The organism is Rhodovulum marinum, from assembly GCF_004343075.1.
GTDB classification, from domain to species: Bacteria; Pseudomonadota; Alphaproteobacteria; order Rhodobacterales; family Rhodobacteraceae; genus Rhodovulum; species Rhodovulum marinum.
The window spans coordinates 17,337-37,587 of sequence record NZ_SLXP01000015.1 but is presented as its reverse complement, the minus strand read 5'-3'; the positions used below and the strand labels follow the sequence as shown (position 1 = coordinate 37,587).

General features: G+C 68.3%; 19 protein-coding genes. 7 read left to right on the top strand and 12 right to left on the bottom strand.

Annotation, left to right across the window (positions count from 1 at the left end):
- Nucleotides 1-2: 2 nt before the first annotated feature.
- The 5 genes from EV662_RS16980 to dapD form a co-directional block, all read right to left on the bottom strand.
- Entirely contained in the window at nt 3-1,322 is a 1,320-nt protein-coding gene (locus tag EV662_RS16980; protein ID WP_132465232.1) for a lytic murein transglycosylase, read from the bottom strand.
- A 98-nt stretch (nt 1,323-1,420) separates the two neighbouring features.
- The gene (gene rnr, locus EV662_RS16975; RefSeq protein WP_132465230.1) at nt 1,421-3,676 is read right to left on the bottom strand and encodes a ribonuclease R; all 2,256 of its coding nucleotides are present in this window, start codon (nt 3,674-3,676) and stop codon (nt 1,421-1,423) included.
- An 88-nt stretch (nt 3,677-3,764) separates the two neighbouring features.
- A complete protein-coding gene (gene dapE, locus EV662_RS16970) occupies nt 3,765-4,904 on the bottom strand; it encodes a succinyl-diaminopimelate desuccinylase (protein ID WP_132465228.1) in 1,140 nt (379 codons plus the stop codon).
- 317 nt (nt 4,905-5,221) lie between these two features.
- Nucleotides 5,222-5,572, bottom strand: coding sequence for a hypothetical protein (locus tag EV662_RS16965; protein WP_132465226.1), 351 nt, complete (start codon nt 5,570-5,572; stop codon nt 5,222-5,224).
- Complete coding sequence (gene dapD / locus EV662_RS16960; protein ID WP_132465223.1) at nt 5,565-6,392, bottom strand: 2,3,4,5-tetrahydropyridine-2,6-dicarboxylate N-succinyltransferase; 828 nt, start codon at nt 6,390-6,392, stop codon at nt 5,565-5,567. Before dapD ends, EV662_RS16965 begins: the two co-directional genes overlap by 8 nt.
- 94 nt (nt 6,393-6,486) lie before the next feature.
- Between dapD and EV662_RS16955 the strand changes: the two genes are divergently transcribed.
- Nucleotides 6,487-7,305 (top strand): LOG family protein, encoded by an 819-nt coding sequence (locus tag EV662_RS16955; RefSeq protein ID WP_132465220.1) that lies wholly within the window; start codon nt 6,487-6,489, stop codon nt 7,303-7,305.
- 33 nt (nt 7,306-7,338) lie between these two features.
- Here the strand turns inward: EV662_RS16955 and EV662_RS16950 are convergent, their stop codons facing one another.
- The 3 genes from EV662_RS16950 to EV662_RS16940 all read right to left on the bottom strand — a co-directional run bounded on the left by EV662_RS16950 (nt 7,339) and on the right by EV662_RS16940 (nt 9,977).
- A complete protein-coding gene (locus tag EV662_RS16950) occupies nt 7,339-7,968 on the bottom strand; it encodes a hypothetical protein (protein ID WP_132465217.1) in 630 nt (209 codons plus the stop codon).
- A gap of 142 nt (nt 7,969-8,110) precedes the next feature.
- Complete coding sequence (gene rlmN / locus EV662_RS16945) at nt 8,111-9,340, bottom strand: dual-specificity RNA methyltransferase RlmN (protein WP_132465214.1); 1,230 nt, start codon at nt 9,338-9,340, stop codon at nt 8,111-8,113.
- Between the two features lie 115 nt (nt 9,341-9,455).
- Nucleotides 9,456-9,977 carry an invasion associated locus B family protein gene (locus EV662_RS16940; protein WP_132465211.1) on the bottom strand — a complete coding sequence of 174 codons (522 nt, stop codon included), beginning with the start codon at nt 9,975-9,977 and terminating at the stop codon, nt 9,456-9,458.
- 187 nt (nt 9,978-10,164) lie between these two features.
- Here EV662_RS16940 and EV662_RS16935 point away from each other — a divergent pair, with 187 nt between their 5' ends.
- From EV662_RS16935 to EV662_RS16920, 4 genes are all read left to right on the top strand, one after another.
- A complete protein-coding gene (locus EV662_RS16935; RefSeq protein WP_132465208.1) occupies nt 10,165-11,163 on the top strand; it encodes an asparaginase in 999 nt (332 codons plus the stop codon).
- A gap of 64 nt (nt 11,164-11,227) precedes the next feature.
- A complete protein-coding gene (locus tag EV662_RS16930) occupies nt 11,228-12,502 on the top strand; it encodes an aspartate aminotransferase family protein (protein ID WP_132465205.1) in 1,275 nt (424 codons plus the stop codon).
- Entirely contained in the window at nt 12,499-13,485 is a 987-nt protein-coding gene (locus tag EV662_RS16925) for a phosphotransferase enzyme family protein (protein WP_132465202.1), read from the top strand. Before EV662_RS16930 ends, EV662_RS16925 begins: the two co-directional genes overlap by 4 nt.
- Nucleotides 13,486-13,690: 205 nt before the next feature.
- Entirely contained in the window at nt 13,691-13,957 is a 267-nt protein-coding gene (locus EV662_RS16920) for a hypothetical protein (protein ID WP_132465199.1), read from the top strand.
- 19 nt (nt 13,958-13,976) lie between these two features.
- Here the strand turns inward: EV662_RS16920 and pncB are convergent, their stop codons facing one another.
- Both pncB and pncA read right to left on the bottom strand, forming a co-directional pair.
- Entirely contained in the window at nt 13,977-15,269 is a 1,293-nt protein-coding gene (pncB, locus tag EV662_RS16915; RefSeq protein WP_132465196.1) for a nicotinate phosphoribosyltransferase, read from the bottom strand.
- A gap of 2 nt (nt 15,270-15,271) precedes the next feature.
- Nucleotides 15,272-15,880 (bottom strand): bifunctional nicotinamidase/pyrazinamidase, encoded by a 609-nt coding sequence (gene pncA, locus EV662_RS16910; protein WP_132465193.1) that lies wholly within the window; start codon nt 15,878-15,880, stop codon nt 15,272-15,274.
- A gap of 106 nt (nt 15,881-15,986) precedes the next feature.
- Between pncA and trhO the strand changes: the two genes are divergently transcribed.
- Together trhO and EV662_RS16900 are read left to right on the top strand one after the other, a co-directional pair.
- A complete protein-coding gene (gene trhO, locus EV662_RS16905) occupies nt 15,987-16,913 on the top strand; it encodes an oxygen-dependent tRNA uridine(34) hydroxylase TrhO (protein ID WP_132465190.1) in 927 nt (308 codons plus the stop codon).
- A 35-nt stretch (nt 16,914-16,948) separates the two neighbouring features.
- Complete coding sequence (locus EV662_RS16900) at nt 16,949-17,635, top strand: hypothetical protein (protein ID WP_132465187.1); 687 nt, start codon at nt 16,949-16,951, stop codon at nt 17,633-17,635.
- Nucleotides 17,636-17,771: 136 nt separating this feature from the next.
- Here the strand turns inward: EV662_RS16900 and EV662_RS16895 are convergent, their stop codons facing one another.
- A complete protein-coding gene (locus tag EV662_RS16895) occupies nt 17,772-19,136 on the bottom strand; it encodes a vWA domain-containing protein (protein ID WP_243695886.1) in 1,365 nt (454 codons plus the stop codon).
- Nucleotides 19,133-20,251, bottom strand: coding sequence for an AAA family ATPase (locus tag EV662_RS16890; RefSeq protein ID WP_132465184.1), 1,119 nt, complete (start codon nt 20,249-20,251; stop codon nt 19,133-19,135). Before EV662_RS16890 ends, EV662_RS16895 begins: the two co-directional genes overlap by 4 nt.

Sequence of the window (20,251 nt, the reverse complement as noted above, 5' to 3'; positions counted from 1 at the left end):
CCCTAGCGCAGCCGCTTCAACACTTCCAGGCTGGCATAGCCGTCCGGGATCATCCCCACCGACCGCTGATAGGCGCGCAGGGCCGCTATGGTGTTCGGCCCGATCTTGCCGTCGACACCGTTTGTGTCGAACCCCGCCCGCGTCAGCCGTTCCTGCAATTCCTTGCGCTCGGCCAGAACCAGCGCCCGGTCGCCGCGCGGCCAGTCGGCGCGCATCGGCCCCGCGCCGCGGATCCGGTCCGACAGGTGGCCCACCCCGATCACATAGGCATCGGCCGCGTTGTACCGTTCGATCACCCGGAAGTTGTCGAAGATCATGAAGGCCGCCCCCCGCGCGCCTGCCGGCAGCAGGACCGAGGCACGCCCGTAATCGCGCACCGGCCGGCCGTCCATGTCGCGCACGCCCAGCGCCGCCCAGTCCGACGGCATCCGTTTCACCCCGCGATCGGCCAGCCGGTGGTCGAAACCGCGCGGCAGCCGCACCTCGACGCCCCAGGGCTGCCCCTTGGTCCAGCCGAACCGCGCCAGGTAGGCCGCGGTCGAGGCCAGCGCGTCGGCCGGGTCGTCCGACCAGATGTCGCGCCGCCCGTCGCCGGTGAAATCCACCGCATAGGCCAGGTACGAGGTCGGGATGAACTGGGTATGCCCCATCGCGCCCGCCCAGCTGCCCGTCATGTGCCGCGCGTCGGTATCGCCCGCCTGGATGATCTTCAGCGCCGCGATCAGCTGTTCCTCGAAGAACCGCCCGCGCCGCCCGTCATAGGCCAGCGTGGCCAGCGCCTCGACGATGGGGGTCTTGCCGCGATATTCGCCATAGGCGCTTTCCATGCCCCAGATCGCGACGACCACCTCCTTGTCGACGCCGTAACGCGCCTCGATCCGGTCCAGCAGGCGCGCGTGCCGACGCAGCGCGTCGCGCCCGTTCTGCACCCGCGTGTCGGACGCCGCGCTGTCCAGGTAGTCCCAGATCGGTTTGACGAATTCCGACTGGTTGCGGTCGCGCTGGATCACGTCGGTGTTATAGCGCACGTCGCGGAACGCCGCGTCGAAGGTGCGCCCCGAAATGCCGTTGGCCTGTGCCCGGCCACGGAACCCATCGATCCAGCGCTGGAACCCGCGATTCGCGGTCGAAACCTGCATCCGGGTCAAGGGTTCCTCCGTGGCCGCGGCGGGGCGGGGTTCGGGGCGGGGGCTGGTCGCCACCTCGGCCGCCGGGCGCACCACCGGGCGCGGCGACCGGTCAAGCGCCGTCGCCCCCGCGACAAGCGGCAACACGACAAGTCCGGCCGCGACAGCCCCGGCCATGGTTCTTCTGGAAAACATCTGCTCGCACCTTTCCGGCTTTCCCCAAGTGTAGCCGGAAGGCGCGTTTTCGCAAAGCGGTCTGGCGCAGGCGTGATCGGGCGGCTGCCGGTTTCCGCCTATTTGCGCTTGCGGATCACCTTGCGCCGGGTCTTGGCCGCTTTCGCCTTGGCCCGCGCGGGGGCGCGGCGCGGCGGCTTGCCCCGTTTGCGCGGCCCGGACCGGGGCAACGCCTTGTCGTCGATCGACAACAGTTCCAGCGTCAGCCCGCCGGTGACCGGCACCGCCTCGGACAGGCGCACCGTGACGCGCTGGCCGATGCCGATTTCCAGCCCCGTATCGGCGCCCATCAGGGTCTGCGCCTCGCGGTCGTGGTGGAAATACTCGTTGCCCAGCTCGCGGATCGGGATCAGCCCGTCGGCCCCGGTTTCGTCCAGCTTCACGAACACCCCGAACCGCGCGATCCCCGAGATGCGGCCCGTGAACTCGTTGCCCACCCGTTCCGACAGGTAGGCGGCAAGATAGCGGTCGGTGGTGTCGCGTTCCGCCTCCATCGAGCGGCGCTCGGTCTGGGAAATATGCTCGGCGGTGGCTTCCAGCTCGTCGATTTCCTGGGGCGACAGCCCGTCCTTGCCCCAGCCATGCGCGGTGATCAGCGCGCGGTGCACGATCAGGTCGGCGTAACGCCGGATCGGCGAGGTGAAATGCGCGTAGGACCGCAGCGCCAGCCCGAAATGGCCGAAATGTTCCGGCGTGTAATAGGCCTGGGTCATCGAGCGCAGGGTCGACAGGTTGATCAGCTCGGAAAACTCCGTCCCCATCGCCTGGTCCAGCAGGTCGTTCAGGTGGCGGGTCTGCAAGACCTGCCCCTTGGCCAGCGTGAAGCCCGAGGCCGCGGCCACCTCGCGCAGCGCGTCCAGTTTCTCGGGCGACGGTTCCTCGTGCACGCGAAAGATCAGCGGGCGGCGCAGGCGGGTCAGTTCCTCGGCGGCGGCGACATTGGCCAGCACCATGAATTCCTCGATCAGCCGGTGCGCGTCCAGCCGGTCGCGGAATTTGACCGAGGTCACATGCCCGTCCTCGGACAGTTCGATCCGCCGTTCCGGCAGGTCCAGGTCCAGCGGCTGGCGCGCCGCACGGGCCTTGGTCAACGCGCCATAGGCCGCGTAAAGCGGCGCGATCACGTCCTCCATCAACGCCGCCGTCTTGTCGTTCGGCCGCCCGTCGCGCGCGTCCTGCACCTCCGCATAGGCCAGCGCGCCCGCCGATGCCATCAGCCCGCGGGTGAAGCGGTGGGAAATCTTGTTGCCCTGGGCGTCGATCACCATGCGCACCGCGATGCAGGCCCGCGGCACGCCCTCGTGCAGGGAACACAGATCGCCCGACAGCCGGTCGGGCAGCATCGGCACCACGCGGTCGGGGAAATAGGTGGAATTGCCGCGCTTGCGCGCCTCGCGGTCCAGCGCCGATCCGGGGCGCACGTAATGGGCCACGTCCGCGATGGCGACCCAGAGGATGTGGCCGCCCGCGTTTTTCGGGTCGTCATCGGGCATGGCCAGCACCGCGTCGTCACGGTCGCGCGCGTCGGGCGGGTCGATCGTCACCAGCGGCAGGTCGCGCAGATCCTCGCGGTCGCCCAGGCCCGCGGGTTTCGCGCGGTCGGCCTCGGCCACCGCATCGTCGGGAAACGCGTCGGGAATGCCATGCTGGTGAATCGCGATCAGGCTGACCGCCCTGGGCGCGCCGGGGTCGCCCAGCCGTTCCACCACGCGCGCGCGCGGCAGGCCCATGCGCCCGCGCGGCCCCGCCTGTTCGGCCTGGACCAGTTCGCCGTCCTTCGCGCCGTGGGTGGCGTCGGGGGCGACCATCCATTCCTTGTCCGCGCCCTTGTCGATGGGCACGATCCGCCCGCCCTCGGCCCCCTTGCGGAAGATGCCCAGCACCCGCGCCGGGTTCGCGCCGATCTTGCGGATCAGGCGGGCCTCGTACTGGTGATCCTCGCCGCGCACCTCTTGCAGGCGGGCGAGAATCCGGTCGCCCTCGCCCAGCGCGGGCTCGGCCTTGCGGGCGATGAACAGCACGCGGGGTTCCGCCCCCTCGCCATGCCATTCCAGCGGCTTGGCGAACAGGTCGCCATCGGCATTGGGCGCCAGCACCTGCAACACCGTCACCGGGGGCAGGCGGTCGGGGTCGCGATAGGTCTTGCGCCGCTTTTCCAGGTGGCCCTCGTCCTCCAGCTCCTTGAGCACGCGTTTCAGGTCGATCCGGTCCGCGCCCTTGATGCCGAACGCCTTGGCGATATCGCGCTTGGACGTCTGGCCGGGGTGGTCGGCGATCCAGTCGAGGATCTCGGTTTTCGAGGGGATGCGGGTCATGGGGCGAGAGGTAGCACGCGCAACCCTGCCCGTCAGCCGGAAAGCGCGCGGGAAACGCCGAAGCGCAGGCGAGGGCCGCGCCCGGGCCTCAGCCGAAATAATCCGTCAGGATGCGCGCATAGATCCGCTTCAGCGCCTCGATCTGGGCGACCTCCACCCGCTCGTCGACCTGGTGCATGGTCTTGCCGACCAGGCCGAACTCGACCACCGGGCAGAAATCCTTGACGAAGCGCGCATCCGACGTGCCCCCCGAGGTGGACATCTCGGGCCGCATGCCGGTTTCCGCCTCGACCGCGCCGGCGACCAGGTCGGACAGCGGCCCCGGCGGCGTCACGAAGCTTTCGCCCGAAACCTTGACCTCCATCCCGATGCGGATGCCGGTCTCGTCGGTGACCTTGTCGGCCTCGGCGCGCAGCCAGTCGGCCAGGCTGTCCGAGGAATGCGCCTCGTTGAAGCGGATGTTGACCGTGGCCCGGCACAGCCCCGGGATCACGTTGTTGGCCGGGTTGCCGGTGTCGAAGGTCGTCACCGCCAGCGTCGAGGGGTCGAAATGGCGCGTGCCCTCGTCCAGCGGATAGGCGGCGAGGCGTTCGACAAGGCGGGCCAGCGCCGGAATGGGGTTCTGCGCCCGGTGCGGATAGGCGGAATGGCCCTGCACGCCATGGGCGGTGAAATAGGCCGTCATCGACCCGCGGCGGCCGATCTTCATCATGTCGCCCAGGGTTTCGCGGCTGGTCGGTTCGCCCACCAGGCAGACATCCATATGCTCGCCCTCGGTCGCCATCCAGTCCAGCAGCGCGGCGGTCCCATCGATGGCGTCGCCCTCCTCGTCGCCGGTGATGGTCAGGATCAGCGCACCGTCGGGGGGCGTGTCGGTGACAAGGTCGATGGCGGCGGCGACAAAGGCCGCGACGCCCGATTTCATGTCGGTCGCGCCCCGCCCCCACAGCATGCCCTCGCGCTGGTCGGCGCCGAACGGGTCGTGGGTCCAGGCCGCGGTGTCGCCCGCGGGCACCACGTCGGTATGGCCGTTGAACCCGAAGGTCCGCCGGTGCCCCCGCGCCCCCCAGCGGGCGAACAGGTTGGCCACGCCGCCCCGGTCGACCCGGTGACACTCGAACCCCGCGGCGGCCAGCCGGGTTTCCAACAGGCGCAGCGCGCCACCCTCGCTGGGCGTGACCGAGGGGCAGCGGATCAGCTCGGCGGTCAGGGCGACGGGATCGGTCATCTGGGGCTCCTGTGCGGGACGGGTTCAGCGATAGCCCGCGGGGGGACGGGCCGCAATGGGGCGGCGGAGGGGTTTCGCCCCGGCTGGCGCCGGGGCGACCGGCTGGGGGCTCTGCCCCGTCGCCATTGTCACTCGGAGTTGCCATTGGAGCGCCATTGGTCCGAGCGACAATGGCGACGGCGCTCCAATGACGACCCCCGGAGTATTTGGACCAAGAAAAAGGAAACGGGCTGCACAGATGCCGGTTTTTCCTATCGGAGTCATATGCGATTCATATGGAATTCATATGCGATTCATATCGCGGATTCCGGGCTGTCTCAGCCCTCGGGCGGGGTGTCCTCGTCGCCGAAGAACGGCTCCATCTGCGCCACGATCACCGCGTTCTCGGCCAGCGCGCGGGCCATCAGCGACTCCTCCTCGGGGTCGATCTCGTGGCCCTGCGCACGGCGTTCCTCGACCGTGCCATAGCCCGTGACATCCAGCGGCGCGAGGCCCGCCTGCTTCAGCACGGCCACGGTTTCACGCACCGCCTCGGCCTCGTCCACACCGCTGGCATAGCACATCAGCCCCGCGCCCGTGGCGCCCTCGGGCAGGCCGTCCTCCGCCTTGCGGCCGACCTCGACCAGGAGGGTGTAAACCTCTTGAGATCGCTTGGGTTTTTCAGTCACGCAACAGCTCGTTGATGCCGGTTTTGGAACGCGTTTTCGCGTCCACCCGTTTCACGATCACCGCGCAATAGAGGTTCACGCCGCCCTTGGACGGCATCGAGCCCGAGACCACCACCGAGTAGGGCGGCACCTCGCCATACATGACCTCGCCGGTCTCGCGGTCGACGATCTTGGTGGACTGGCCGATATAGACGCCCATGCCCAGAACCGAGCCTTCGCGGATGATGCAGCCCTCGACCACCTCGGAGCGGGCACCGATGAAGCAGTTGTCCTCGATGATGGTGGGGCCGGCCTGCATGGGTTCCAGCACGCCGCCGATACCCACCCCGCCCGACAGGTGCACGTTCTTGCCGATCTGCGCGCAGGAGCCGACGGTGGCCCAGGTGTCGACCATCGTTCCCTCGTCCACATAGGCGCCGAGATTGACGAAGGAAGGCATCAGCACCACGCCGGGCGCGATATAGGCCGATTTGCGGACGATGCAGTTGGGCACCGCGCGGAACCCGGCGGCCTTCCACTCGTTGTCGCCCCAGCCTTTGAATTTCGAGTCGACCTTGTCCCACCAGTGGCCGCCCTGCGGGCCGCCGTCCTGCTGTTCCATGTCCTTGATCCGAAAGCCCAGCAGGACCGCCTTTTTCGCCCACTGGTTCACGTGCCAGTCGCCGTTGTCCCGCCGTTCGGCCACGCGCAGGCTGCCGCTGTCCAGCGCGGCCAGCGTGGCCTCGATCGCCTCGCGGGTTTCGCCGCCGGTGGAGGGGGTGATCGTGTCGCGCGCCTCCCAGGCGGCTTCGATGGCGGCTTCGAGCTGGGCGTTGGACATGGGCATTCCCCCCGGAAAAGGTGACTGGTCTCGTTGGGCGTCAGGCTATAGACGCAAGAGGTGCCCGGCGCAATCCAAGCCCTGCGAGAGGTCCATGAACGACGAGATCCGACGCCCGTTCCGTGACGCCCAGAAGGATGTCGAAACCGTCCGCGAGGTGCCCGACACCCCGCAGACCCGGGCCCCGGCCTACCGGCTTGCCTTTGCCGACCCGGAATTCCTGTGGCGCGACGAGTTGCGGCCCGTGCGGCTGCAGCTGGAGCTGATGAAGCCGGAACTGCTGATGAAGGAATACGGCATCGAAAGCACCATCGTGCTGTTCGGTTCGGCCCGTATCCCCGAACCCGCGCGCGCGGGCGAGGCGGCGACGAAGACGCTGGCCGATTACACGCGTTATTACGACGAGGCGCGCGAATTCGCCCGCCTGATCACCGAGAAAAGCCAGACCAACGGCAAGCACCACGTGATCGTCACCGGCGGCGGCCCCGGTATCATGGAGGCCGGCAACCGCGGCGCGGCCGATGCAGGCGGCGTGTCCATCGGGCTGAACATCGTGCTGCCGCACGAGCAGGCGCCGAACGAATACGTGACGCCCGATTTGTGCTTCAACTTCCACTATTTCGGCATCCGCAAGATGCACTTCCTGCTGCGGGCGGCGGCCATCGCGATCTTCCCCGGCGGGTTCGGCACCCTGGACGAGATGTTCGAGGCGCTGACCCTGATCCAGACCGAGCGGATGGACCCGGTGCCGTTCCTGTTGTTCGGCCGCGACTTCTGGGAGAGCGTCATCAACTGGGACGCGCTGGCCGATGCGGGCACCATCGCGCGCGAGGACCTGGACCTGTTCACCTATGTCGAAACCGCCGAAGAGGCGATGCGGGTGATCGAGACCTGGCAACCCCGCCAGGCCTAGCGGGGCCGAACTTGGTCGCGACCGCGCCTGGACCTAAGCGGCGATGGCATGCATCGCCGGCAGCACCGGCGTGTCGAACTCCAGCAATTTCAACAGACACCCGGCCTCGGCGTACAACACCTCGAGCCGTTCCGACACCACGTCCGGCGAACCGGGATGCTCCGCCAGAAGGCGGACATTCCCGGCCAGCGCGGCCGAGATCGGTTGCCCTTCGCCCATGCGCACGCCCACGCCCGTCTGCCAGTCGACGGCCCGCAACATGTGCACATGCGCACCCAGCACCAGTTCCAGCGTCCGGCTCGCTTCGCCGGGCGCGCGCAGGGCCGCCGCGTGAGGGGCGAGCGCCCCGAAGGCGAGGTAGCCGGGGCGCAGGATCAATTCCTCGAGCCGCCGCAACTCGTGCCGGCCCTCGGTGCCCAACGCGTCGCCGGTCAGATAGACGGGCTGTCCGCCATAGCCCATGATGATCATCGCCGTCGCCGAACGCCCGGTCAGCGAGCGCCGGCCGAAGGCGACGAACTGTTTCACGATGCCGATGCATTCGCCGGGTTCCGCGTCGCGCGCGCGGGGGAAGAGATCCGCCATCAAACCGGCGGCGCGCCCACTGACCATTCCGCGCGTCCACGCGAACGGGACCGGCGCGATTGCCGCAATATCCTTCATGGTGATTGTCCTGCTCGACTATTTTTATGTGAAGTCAGCGTAGAATCAGTCGAGAGATTCCCGCAAGCGCGCAATTCGAGGTTGTTCTTTTTCTTGGGCAACCTGTTGCAGGCCGATAGTCCGGCGGCCGCGCAAGGGGCCGCTAATGCACGTCGGGCGCGTTCGGGCGGCGGACGATGCGCTCGGGCTGGGGCAGGCCGGCCTCGGCGGCGATCTCGAAGCGGTTCTTGCGGGCGCGTTCGGTGGCTGATTTCAACTGCCCGCAGGCGGCCATGATGTCCTCGCCGCGGGGGGTGCGGATCGGGCTGGCATAGCCGGCCTTGTGCACGATATCGGCAAAGGCCTCGATCCGGTCCCAGTCGGACCGTTCATAGGGCACGCCTGGCCATTCGTTGAACGGGATCAGGTTGATCTTGGCCGGGATGCCGGCGATCAGCTTGACCAGGCGGCGGGCGTCCTCGTCGGAATCGTTCACGCCCTTCAGCATCACGTATTCGAAGGTGATCCGTTCGGAATTCGACAGTTTCGGATAGGCGCGCAGCGCCTCCAGCAGCTGGGCCAGCGGGTATTTCCGGTTGATCGGCACCAGCTGGTTACGCAGTTCGTCGGTGGTGGCGTGCAGGCTGATGGCCAGCATGCAGCCGATTTCGGCGCCGGTGCGCGGAATCTCGGGCACGACCCCCGAGGTGGACAGGGTGATCCGGCGGCGGCTGAGCGAGATGCCCTCGCCATCCATGGTGATCAGCATGGCGTCGCGCACCGCGTCGAAATTGTAGAGCGGTTCGCCCATGCCCATCAGCACGACGTTGGAAATCAGCCGGGTTTCGTCCTTGGGCGCGCGGCCCGGTTCGGGCCATTCGCCCAGATCGTCGCGCGCCAGCATGATCTGGCCGACAATTTCGCCCGCCGTCAGGTTGCGCACCAGCCGCTGGGTGCCGGTGTGGCAAAAGGTGCAGGTCAGCGTGCAGCCCACCTGGGACGAGATGCACAGCGTGCCGCGCCCGTCCTCGGGGATATAGACGACCTCGACCTCGTGACCGCCGGCGATGCGCACCAGGTATTTGCGCGTGCCATCGGCCGACACCGTGCGCGCCACGACCTCGGGCACCTCGATGGTGAAATGTTCCTTCAGGCGCGCGCGGTAATCCTTGGCGAGGTTGGTCATCTGGTCGAAGTCGCGCACGCCCTTCTGGTAGAGCCATTGCCAGACCTGCGTCTCGCGCATCTTGGCCTGTTTCTCGGGCGTGCCCGCCTCGATCAGGGCGGCGCGCAGCTGGGGCCGGGTCAGGCCCACGAGATTCCGGCGCGCAGGCGCAGGGGCCTTGCGCGGGATCGGCATCGCCTCGGGGGTGATCGGCGGGCTCGCGGTCATCTGGCGCGTCTCCATGAATTAAGTGGCACCCGTTACAGGATTCGGGCGCGAAAATAAACATCCCGCAGGCGGCCGGGCCGCATGCGGGATGTGCCGTTGGGCCCTGGGGGCCCGATCAGTTGCCGGCGCAGCGGCGCTCGGCCTCCTCCATCGCGGCGGTGAAGCCCATCAGCGAGAAGGTGTCCTTGGTCTGGGTGCCGCGCGAGGACCGCGCGGTCACCACCGCCTCGGCGCCCCGCTTCATCGCGGCCAGCAGTTGCGCGTCATCGGATTTCGACGCGGGCCAGGCCCATTCGCCATCGGTGAACAGATCGAACTTGTCGTCACCGATTTCGACCGTCACGGTCGACCCGTCCGCGAAGGGATAGCCGCCGGTGAAGGACACCTCGCCTGCCGCACCCGCGCCGGGCCGGAACGTGACGAACAGCAGGATCTCGCCCCGGCGCACCGACACGACGCGCCCGTCGCGGGTGTTCACCGTTTCCTTGGGTGGCGAGACGCCCCAGCATTCGGTCGGGTCGGTCTCGACGAAGACGTTCCAGTCGGTCTTGACCGCGACATTGTTGGTGGATGCCTCCTGCGCCTGGGCGGTCAACGCGCACAGGGCGATCATCCCGCCCGCAAGGGCCGTTCGCATCAGGGAAGTCATCGTCGATAAGCCTCCAGCCGTGCTTGCCTCTCTGCCCGCCGATCGGCCCTTGGCCGGGCCGCTTTTCCGGTGGCGTGGCGGTTTGCAACTCGATATGCGCAACTTAACGTAGGCAGGCGCGAATGTGAAAGCCTTGATGGCACAAAATCGCGCGGGCTTGAAGAGGAGGCGGATCATGGCCGGGGCGGTGCCGATGGTCGAGGTCTGGCGCGGCGGCATGGCCGAGTCGCGCCATCGCGGACATGCGGTGATCTGCGACGCGACCGGCGCGGTGGTTCGGGCCTGGGGCGAACCGGACGCCGTGATCCTGCCGCGGTCCTCGGTCAAGATGATCCAGGCGCTGCCGCTGGTCGAAAGCGGCGCGGCCGATGCGGCCGGTCTGGGCAGCGAGGAATTGGCGCTAGCCTGCGCCTCGCACGAGGGGGCGCCGATGCATGTCGCCCGCGTGGCCGCCTGGCTGGACCGGCTGGGCCTGGCCGAGGCCGATCTGCGCTGTGGCGCGCAGCCGACGCGCGACCGGGCGGAACGCAAGCGGATGCTGATCGCGGGCGAGGTGCCGTGCCAGTTGCACAACAATTGTTCGGGCAAGCATGCGGGGTTCCTGACCCTGTCCCGGCACCTGGGCGGCGGCCCCGATTACAACGACACCGCCCACCCGGTGCAGCGCGCCGTGCGCGCCGCCTTCGAGGACGTGACCGGGATGAACAGCCCGCGTTACGGCGTCGACGGCTGTTCGGCGCCGAACTTCGCCACGACGATGCACGGGCTGGCCCGCGCGATGGCCTTTTTCGCGGTGGCCCGCCCCGATGCGCCCGACGCCCGCCCCCGCGCCGCCGCGCGGCTGGTCGCGGCGATGCTGGCCCATCCCGACCTGGTCGCGGGCGAGGGGCGGGCCTGCACCGAACTGATGCGCGCGATGGACGGCAAGGTCGCGGTCAAGACCGGCGCCGAGGGCGTGTTCGTCGCCATCCTGCCCGCCCGGAGGCTGGGCGTCGCGGTCAAGATCGAGGACGGCGCGACGCGGGCCTCCGAGGCCGCCATCGTGGGCCTCTTGGCGCATCTGGGCGTGCTGGACCGCGACCACCCCGCCGCGCGCAAGCGGCTGGGCGACCCGATCCGCAACTGGCGCGGGATCGAGACGGGGGAAATCCGGCTGGCTGAAGGCTTCGCCTGAAGTCGCACTTGCCATCGGGCGGGCGTCAGTCCCAGACTGGGACACCTTCCGGGCGAGGACCGCGATGACCGACCCCCTTTTGCAGCGCCGCGCCCGGCTGATGGGGCCGAACGTGCCCACCTTCTATGCCGAGCCGGTGCATGTCGTGCGTGGACAGGGCGTCTGGCTGTGGGATGCGGACGGCCGGCGGTACCTGGACTGCTACAACAACGTGCCCCATGTGGGCCATTGCCACCCCAAGGTGGTCGAGGCCATCGCCCGGCAGGCCGCCACGCTGAACACCCATACGCGCTATCTGCACGGGGCCGTTCTGGACTATATCGAACGGCTGACCGCCACGATGGGGCACGGGCTGTCCCAGGCGATCATGGTCTGCACCGGGTCCGAGGCGAACGACGTGGCGCTGCGCATGGCGCAGGCGGCGACCGGGGCGACCGGGCTGATCGCGACCGACAACACCTATCACGGCAACACCTCTGCCGTCAGCCAGCTGTCGACCCGCCGCCCGCCGATCGGCGGCTACCCGTCCCATGTGCGCCTTGTGCCCGCACCCGAAAGCCTGGCGCCGCTGGGCGGCAGCCCCGAGGCGCAGGCCGGGGCCTTCGCCGCCAATGTCGCGCGTGCCATTGCCGAGCTGGACGAGGCCGGGCACGGCTTTGCAGGCTTCATGCTGTGCCCGTTCTTCGCGAACGAGGGCTTTCCGACGCTGGAGCGCGGGTTCCTGGACCCGACCGTGGCGGTGATCCGGCGCGCGGGCGGGCTGATCCTGGCCGACGAGGTGCAGCCGGGGTTCGGGCGGCTGGGCGATGCGTTCTGGGGCTATCAAAGGCTGGGGTTCGTGCCCGACGTGGTGACACTGGGCAAACCCATGGCGAACGGCCATCCGGTGGGTGCGGTGGTGACCCGGCCCGACATCATGGCCGAGTTCCGCACCGCCTTTGGCTATTTCAACACCTTCGGCGGCAACCCGGTGGCCGCCGCCGCGGCGTTGGCCACGCTGGACGTGCTGGAAGAGGAAGGGCTGGTCGGGAACGCATGCGAGGTGGGCGCCTACCTGCTGGACCGGATGCGCGCCCTGGCCCACCCGATGCTGGCCGAGGTGCGCGGCGCCGGGCTGTTCCTGGGGGCCGAGTTCACCCATGATGACGGCACCCCCGCGACCGCCTTTGCCGATCGGCTGGTCGAGGGGTTGCGCCAGCGCGGCATCCTCGCGGGCCGGATCGGGCGGGCGATGAACACGCTGAAGATCCGCCCGCCGATGCCGTTCTCGCGGGAAAACGCCGATTTCCTTGTCGACGCGCTCGACGAGGTGCTGGCCCAGACGGAGGAACCCGCATGACCGAGGCCGAAGCCCTGACGCTGGCCGGGGAGGCCGTGCGCCACTGGGCGGGCTGCGCCACGCCGCGCCCGATTTCGCATCGCGAGAACGCGGTCTTCGCGGTCACCCTGCCGCGGGCGGGCAAGGGCGTGCTGCGTCTGCACCGCACCGGCTATCAAAGCGAGGAGGCGATCCGGTCCGAGCTGTGGTGGATGGAGGCGCTGGCCGAAGCCGGCCTTTCGGTGCCCCGGCCGCAACGCACCGCCGACGGCGCGCTGTTGGCGCAACTGGCGGACGGGCGGTTCGCCTCGGTGCTGACCTGGGTCGATGGGGCGCCGCTGGGCGTGGGTGGCGAACCGCTGGTGGGCACGCCCGACGACCAGATGCGCCATTATGCCAGCGTCGGCCGGGCCGTGGCGCAACTGCACGTGACCACCGACCGGCTGCACCTGCCGCCGGGGTTCACCCGCCCGCACTGGGATATCGAGGGGCTGTTGGGCGCCGCGCCGTTCTGGGGCCGGTTCTGGGACCACCCCGCGGCCAGCGAGCCCGAGGCCATCCTGATGCAGGAGGCGCGCCGCTTCGCCCGCGAGCGGCTGTCGGATTATGCCGCGCGGGGCGCCGACCAGGGGCTGATCCACGCGGACCTGTTGCGCGAGAACATCCTGCATGACGGCCACCATGCCCACCTGATCGACTTCGACGATTGCGGGTTCGGGTTCCGGCTGTACGACCTGGGCACGGCACTGGCGCAGAACGTCGAGGAACCGGCGCTGGATCTGATCGCGACGGGGTTGATCGAAGGCTATGCCACGCTGCGCCCGCTGACCGACGAAGACCTGGCGATGCTGCCCGTCATGGTGATGCTGCGCACGCTGGCCTCGGTCGGCTGGACCATGCCACGGCTAGCGCCGGACGACCCGCGCATCCGCACCTATCTGAACCGGGCGGTGCGCACGGCACATGCGGTGCTGGAGGGGCAACGCCTGTTCCGCCTGGGCTGAGGCGCGCGCTTGGGCCCCAAGCGGTGCAGCCGCAGGCCCGCGGCGGTGACCCAGGCGCCAGCACCGGCGAACATCGCAACGCGCAAACTTGCGCGCCCCCTCCGCACCGGCCGAAGACCGCATGAAGGCATGGTCAAGCGCCTGATCGGGCTTATGTTCTGCGCGACGCCCCGGAAGCCCCGGGCCGAGACGACCGGAGACAGCCATGCCGAAGACCCTGTTCACCCTGAGGATTCCCGAGCGACGGCGCACCCTGCCCGTCTTTCTTTGCCTGCGCCTGTCGGACGAGTGGGCAGAGCCGCGGCCCTGGACCCACGGCAACCAGACGCTGCCCTATGTCGGATGGCATGTCACACGGCGCGAAAACGGCCGGCTGCTGACGGTGTTGCTGGGCCCACTTGCCCTGCTGGCCGCCGCGCCGCCCGCACCCAAGGAAACCACGGGGCCGGGCACGGTCCAGCGGGGGGTGTAAGGGGCGCGGCGAACGTGCCTTACACCATGACCTCGAGTGCCTGCTGCTCGCCCACGCCGAAGACGCGTTTGTAACGCTCGATCTCGGACGCCGGACCCATCGCCTTGTTGGGGTTGTCCGACAGCTTGACCGTGGGCCGGCCGTTCGCACTTATGGCCTTGCAGACCAGGCTGAAGGGCGCGAGCGCGTCATCCGGCACCAGCCCGCGGAAATCGTTGGTCAGCAGCGTGCCCCAACCGAAACTGACCTTGGCGCGGCCGGCAAAGCGCTGGGCAAGGTCGGTGATGACATCCACGTCCAGCCCGTCGGAAAAGATGATCAGCTTTTTCCGCGGATCCTCGCCGCGCTCTTTCCACCAGGCGATGGCGGTCTCGGCGCCCTCGGCCGGGTCGCCCGAATCGATCCGGATCCCGGTCCAGCCGGCCAGCCAGTCGGGCGCGTTCTTCAGGAACCCCTTGGTGCCGTAGGTATCGGGCAGGATGATCCGCAGGTTGCCCTCGTGTTCCTCGTGCCAGTCGGCCAGCACCTTGTAGGGGGCCTGGCGCAGCTCTTCGTCGGTTTCGGCCAGGGCGGCATAGACCATGGGCAGTTCATGCGCGTTGGTGCCGATCGCTTCGATATCGTGGCGCATCGCGATCAGGCAGTTCGAGGTGCCCACGAATTTCTCGCCCAGACCTTCCATCATCGCCTGCACGCACCAGTCCTGCCACAGGAAGGAATGCCGCCGCCGCGTGCCGAAATCGGCCACCCGCAGGTTTTCCAGCGGGCGCAGGCGCTGGATCTTTTCCCACAGCTTGGTCATGGCGCGGGCGTACAGCACCTGAAGCTCGAACTTGCCCATATGCGCCAGGACCGCGCGCCCGCGCAGTTCCATCAGCACGGCCAGCGCGGGAATCTCCCACATCATCACCTCGGGCCAACGCCCCTCGAAGGTCAGTTCGTACTGGCCGTCACGCTTTTCCAGCGTGTAGGGCGGCAATTGCAGGTTCTCGTACCACTCCATGAAATCGGGGCGGAACATCTGGCGCTTGCCATAGAAGGTGTTGCCCCGCAGCCAGGTGCTTTCGCCGCGGGTCAGGCGCAGCGTGCGGATATGGTCCAGCTGTTCGCGCAGCTCGCCCTCGTCGATCAGGTCGGCCAGGCGAATGTCGGTGGTGCGGTTGATCAGCGAAAAGGTGACTTGGGTGTCGGGCCTGTTGCGGAAAACCGACTGGCACATCAACAGCTTGTAGAAATCGGTGTCGATCAGGGACCGGACGATCGGGTCGATCTTCCATTTGTGGTTGTAGACCCGCGTGGCGATGTCGACCATCGTCAGGGTTCCAGCACGATATTGGCGTTCAGCATCGCCTGGCGGGCATCCTCGAGCGACCCGTTCAGATCGATGCCCCGCGTCGCGCCCTCGACCACGGTGACGGCATAGCCCAGCCGGTTCGCATCCAGGGCCGAGTAAAGCACACAGAAATCGGTCGCGAGGCCCACCAGGGTCAGGTGGTCGATGCCCTTGGCCGACAGGTAATCGTCCAGCCCCGTGGGCGTCTCGTGGTCGTTCTCGAAAAAGGCGGAGTAGCTGTCGATTTCGGGGCGAAACCCCTTTTGCACGACGTGATGCGCCTTGGCGGCATCCAGTTCGGGGTGGAATTCGGCCCCTGCCGTTCCCTGCACGCAATGGACCGGCCACAGGATCTGCGGACCATAGGGCATGTCAATGACCTCGTGGGGTTTCTTGCCCTCGTGGTTGTCGGCGAAGGAGCTGTGGTCGGCCGGGTGCCAGTCCTGGGTGAAGACGCGGGTCTGGAATTCGTCCAGCAGCGCGTTGATCCGGGGAACGATCTCTTCGCCGCCGGGCACGGCAAGGGCGCCGCCGGTGCAGAAATCGTTCTGAACGTCGATCACGATCAGGGCTTCGTTGGCGGGTCGCATGGGCCTTCCTCCGGTCTCTGTCGGTGTTTGGGGTTAAGGGGCCGCCCCGGACAGGTCAATGCCCCGCTCTTGCCGCACCCCGGGCGGCCATCGTATCGGTTTACCCATGTACACGGTGGCTGCGCTCTATCACTTCACCCGGTTCGACGACCCCGCGGCGCTGCGCGCGCCGCTTTTGTCGGCCTGCGAAGGGGCGGGGCTTTGCGGAACGCTTCTCCTCGCACGAGAAGGGATCAACGGAACGATAGCAGGCAAGCGGGACGGCGTCGAATCCGTGCTGGCGCATATCCGCGCGCTGCCCGGATGCGCGGGGCTTGAGTGGAAGGAAAGCACCGCGCGGGACCGCCCCTTCGGCCGGATGAAGGTGCGGCTGAAACGCGAGATCGTCACCATGGGCCAGCCCGATGTCGACCCGCGTGCGGCGGTCGGCCATTACGTCGAGCCCCGTGACTGGAACGCCCTGATCGCCGCGCCCGACGTCGCGGTGATCGACACACGCAACGCCTACGAGGTGGCGATCGGCAGCTTCGAAGGGGCGATCGATCCCGGCACGGACAGCTTCCGCGACTTTCCCGCCTGGTGGGAGGCCAACCGGCACCGCTTTCACAACAAGCGGATCGCGATGTTCTGCACCGGCGGCATCCGCTGCGAGAAATCCACGAACTACCTGCTGGGCCAGGGAGTCGAAGAGGTGTTTCACCTGAAGGGCGGTATCCTCAGCTACCTGGAACAGGTGCCCGAGCCCGACAGCCTGTGGCGAGGCGCATGTTTCGTCTTCGACGGGCGGGTGTCGGTGGAACACGGGCTGCGCGAGGGGCCGCACGTGTTGTGCCATGCCTGCCGGCGGCCACTGGCGCCCGCGGACCTGGAACGGCCGGACTACGAGGAAGGCGCGCGCTGTCACCACTGCGCGGACGAGTATTCCGAGGCGCAGCGCGCCCGGTTCCGCGAACGCCACCGGCAGGTGCGGCTGGCCGAGGCGCGCGGCACCGCGCATCTGGGCCGGGCTGGACGGCACACGCAACAAGGCTAGACTTAGACAACCTACAGGTTGCAGAGGCCCAGCCCATGCTGCATGTCGTCACGCCATCGACGGTGTCCAACCGTTCGACCATGAAAATCCGCAAGGTCCCGCGCAAGCTGATCGGCCACGGGTTCGGGATATTGCCTCGGGGGTCGCTGGGCAGTTCGCTTTACTGGCGGATGATCATGGAGGTATCGTTCCTGCGCTACCTTCTGGCGCTAAGCCCGTTCCCGGTGCTGATCCTGATGTTTCCGGACCTTGCCCTGCCGATCGGACAAGCGCCGGCATTGATGTTTCTGATGGTCTACCTGGTGGAATCGCGGGTGCTGTCGGTCGACAACCCCGAGCGGCGCCGCCGCCTGATGCCCGAGGAAGAGGCCGAGCGGGGCGCCGATATCGCGACGGTGCGGGGGCGGGAGATCCTGACGCGGATCGCCGCCAAGCGCGGGTTGAAGGCCGGCGAGTTGCACATGGTGATCGAGCAATCGGCGCTGGCGCGCATCCCGCCGATGACCTTCGTCTCGGTCCAGACCGACACGCCCGAACCGCAGGTGCTGGATCTCGACGAGGAGGAACGGCAGATGATCCAGGACGGGTTGTTCGATGCCGAATTCACCGAGGAGCGGATGCATGTCACCAGCCTTGCGCTGGGCCGGTTCATGCATGACGTGACGCTGGAAACCAGAAGCGTGTCGGCCCATGCACGGCTGGAGGCGCTGGCGACGGCGTGAGCGGCTTTTCGTGGATCGGCGCACGCTGCGCGCCGGCCTCTGGCGGGGGGCGCTGCCCCCCGCACCCCCCGGGATATTTGGAGCCAGAAGAAGAACTCGGGCAGTCGACAGGGCGCGAGGGCCCGGATTGCAGTGCCTAACGCGCGAGGCTGAGAACGCGACCGAAGGGGGCGCCCGCGGATGGCGGCTCTCCGGGTACGGCCCAGATCACCGGCAGGCCCTTTGGCGGCATCGGGCCAAAGGGGCCTTCGAGATCGGTGAGGATCACCACGGCGGATGGATCGAGCGCCAGCGCCTCGTCCATCACCTGGATGAACGATGTGCCGCCGTCGCGGCTGAACAGGATGTCGGTGATACGTTTTTCCCAGGCCGCGCCGCCCATGACGGCGCGCCCGCGCACCTGCTGATCGAAGACGAGAACATGCGTTTCGGCCCCGGTGCGCTTGGCGATGGCGGCCAGTTCGGCGGCAAATTTCGCCAGCAGGGTGCCGTCGACAGACCCCGAGCTGTCGACACCGACGACAATGCGCGGGATGTCCTGGTCGCGCAGCATGCCGGGTTCGAAGGCGGGGTCGGGGGCGCCCCGTTGTCGCGCATCTGCATCGCGGGCCAGCCAGCGGCGGGCGGGGCGGGTGCCTTGCGGGCGCGGGTTCTGCATCACCGCGCGGCTGACCAGTCCGCGCAACACGACTTCCCACGGGGTGTGCACCTCGGGCAGGTCGGCCAGGCGATGGCCCAGCATGCCGATGCCGTGCCCGGCCAGGCGCCCGGCCTCCATCGCGCGGGCGACGCGCTGGCGCCATTCTGCATCTTCCTCGCGGCCCGCGCCGTCATCCCTGTCGTCACGCCCGGTTTCGATGTCGGGGGCAAAGGCCTGCTGTTCGGCATAGGCGCGGGCGGCCTCGGCCAGTGCGCCGCCGGGGCGGGGCCGGTCGCCGCCCTGGCTGCCCTGCCCTTCGCCGTCGCCCTTGCCGCCGCCGCCCGCCGCCCCCTTGTCGCCGGGGCGCGTGCTGCGCGGGGACGCGCCGTCCTGCATCAGGGCGACATACAGCCGTTCGGCATCGTATTTCGTCACCGCCTCTTCGCCGCGGATATCCTCGCGCAGCGTGGCCTTGAGAAGGCCGGTCAGCCGCACCGCGGGCCGGGGCAGGATGAAGCCCGTCAGCATCAGCGTTTCGTTCACGATGGCGTCGGTGGCGAGGTTGAACAGGGCTTCGTCATAGCGGTCGCCGAAGCGGACATGCATCGCGTGCGACCGTGGCGCATGGCGGAAGGCGATGTGCAGGATGTGGTGCGCGGCAAGGCCGATCTGCTCGGGCAGGCTGAGGGGCTCGAAGGCGGGGCCGTAATGGATCGCGCGGCCATCGGTCCAGGCCGGGCCTTCGCGCCCGTCGCTGTCGACATGGGTGCACCACAATGCCAGCGCGGCAAAGGCCGGGTCCTGTTCGGCCAGCTTGGTCAGCGCGCGCCGCGCCCGGGTCGAATGGCGCTGCAGGATCACGCGAGCCCGGCCTCCTTCCGCTCCGCGGCGTAGGTGCGATAGGCATCATGGCCGAGGAAGCGTTCTCCCAGGCCAAGATCGAGGCCCTTTCGAATCAGCCCCTCGAATCCGTAGGTGGTGAGTTCACCCAGCGGCATGCGCTTGAATTCCTCTTCCTCGCGCAGGCGGGAGAGCTGGCGGATATCAGCCATGATGTCGATCACGCCGTTCACGTTGCGCGAATCCAGAATGCCGATCAGCCCGTAGATCAGCGCGTTCAACCCGTGCATCGAGGCAGGATAGAGACTGATCCTGGCCTTGCGGTCGGCCTCCAGCATGTCCTGCACCTGCACCGTGGCCGAGATGTCGTCGGCGATCATCGCGAACTCGGCGGCGACCGCCTCGCCCACGGTGCCCGCGACAAGGACGTTGCGCATGCGCCGGTCGGGCACGGCGGTCAGGATCTGGCTGACGCGTTCCCAACTGCGGGGCGTGGTGGCGATCAGCTGGCCCTCGGCCACGGTGCGTTCGGTGGTGTCCAGCAGGTCGGGCCGGGTCTTGATAAAGGCGACGACGGTGGGGTGCAGGCCGCGCGGCACCGCGTAATTGTCCAGCCAGTCGGCGGCGGCGGCCTGCACGTGCAGATGGATCAGCCGGTCGGAAAGCGCGGTGTTCATCTGGTAGGCGATGGCGCCGTCCTCGACGGTGTTTCCGGCGGCCACGATGAACACGTTGTCGGGCAGGCAGTGGCGGCCGACCCGGCGTTCCTGCAAGAGACCGTAGACCGTGGGCTGCAGCATCGGCGAGGCGGCGGTCAGCTCGTCGAGGAACAGGATCGACGGATGATCCACGTCGTCGGGCAGATCCTCGGGGCGATACCACTTGGTCTTTTGCGTCTCGTGGTCGTAATAGGGCAACCCACGCAGGTCCTGCGGCTCGATCGTGGTCAGGCGCAAATCGAACAGCCGGGCGCCGATCTCGCCGGCCAGTTGCTCGACCACCTGCGTCTTTCCCACCCCGGGCCGCCCGTGCATCATGTAGGAGGCCAGCATATGCCCCGCCCGCTGCGCCTGCCAGCCGGCGCGGAGGACGTCCAGCGCCTCGCCGGCCGACACGATCATCGCGTTCACACTCAT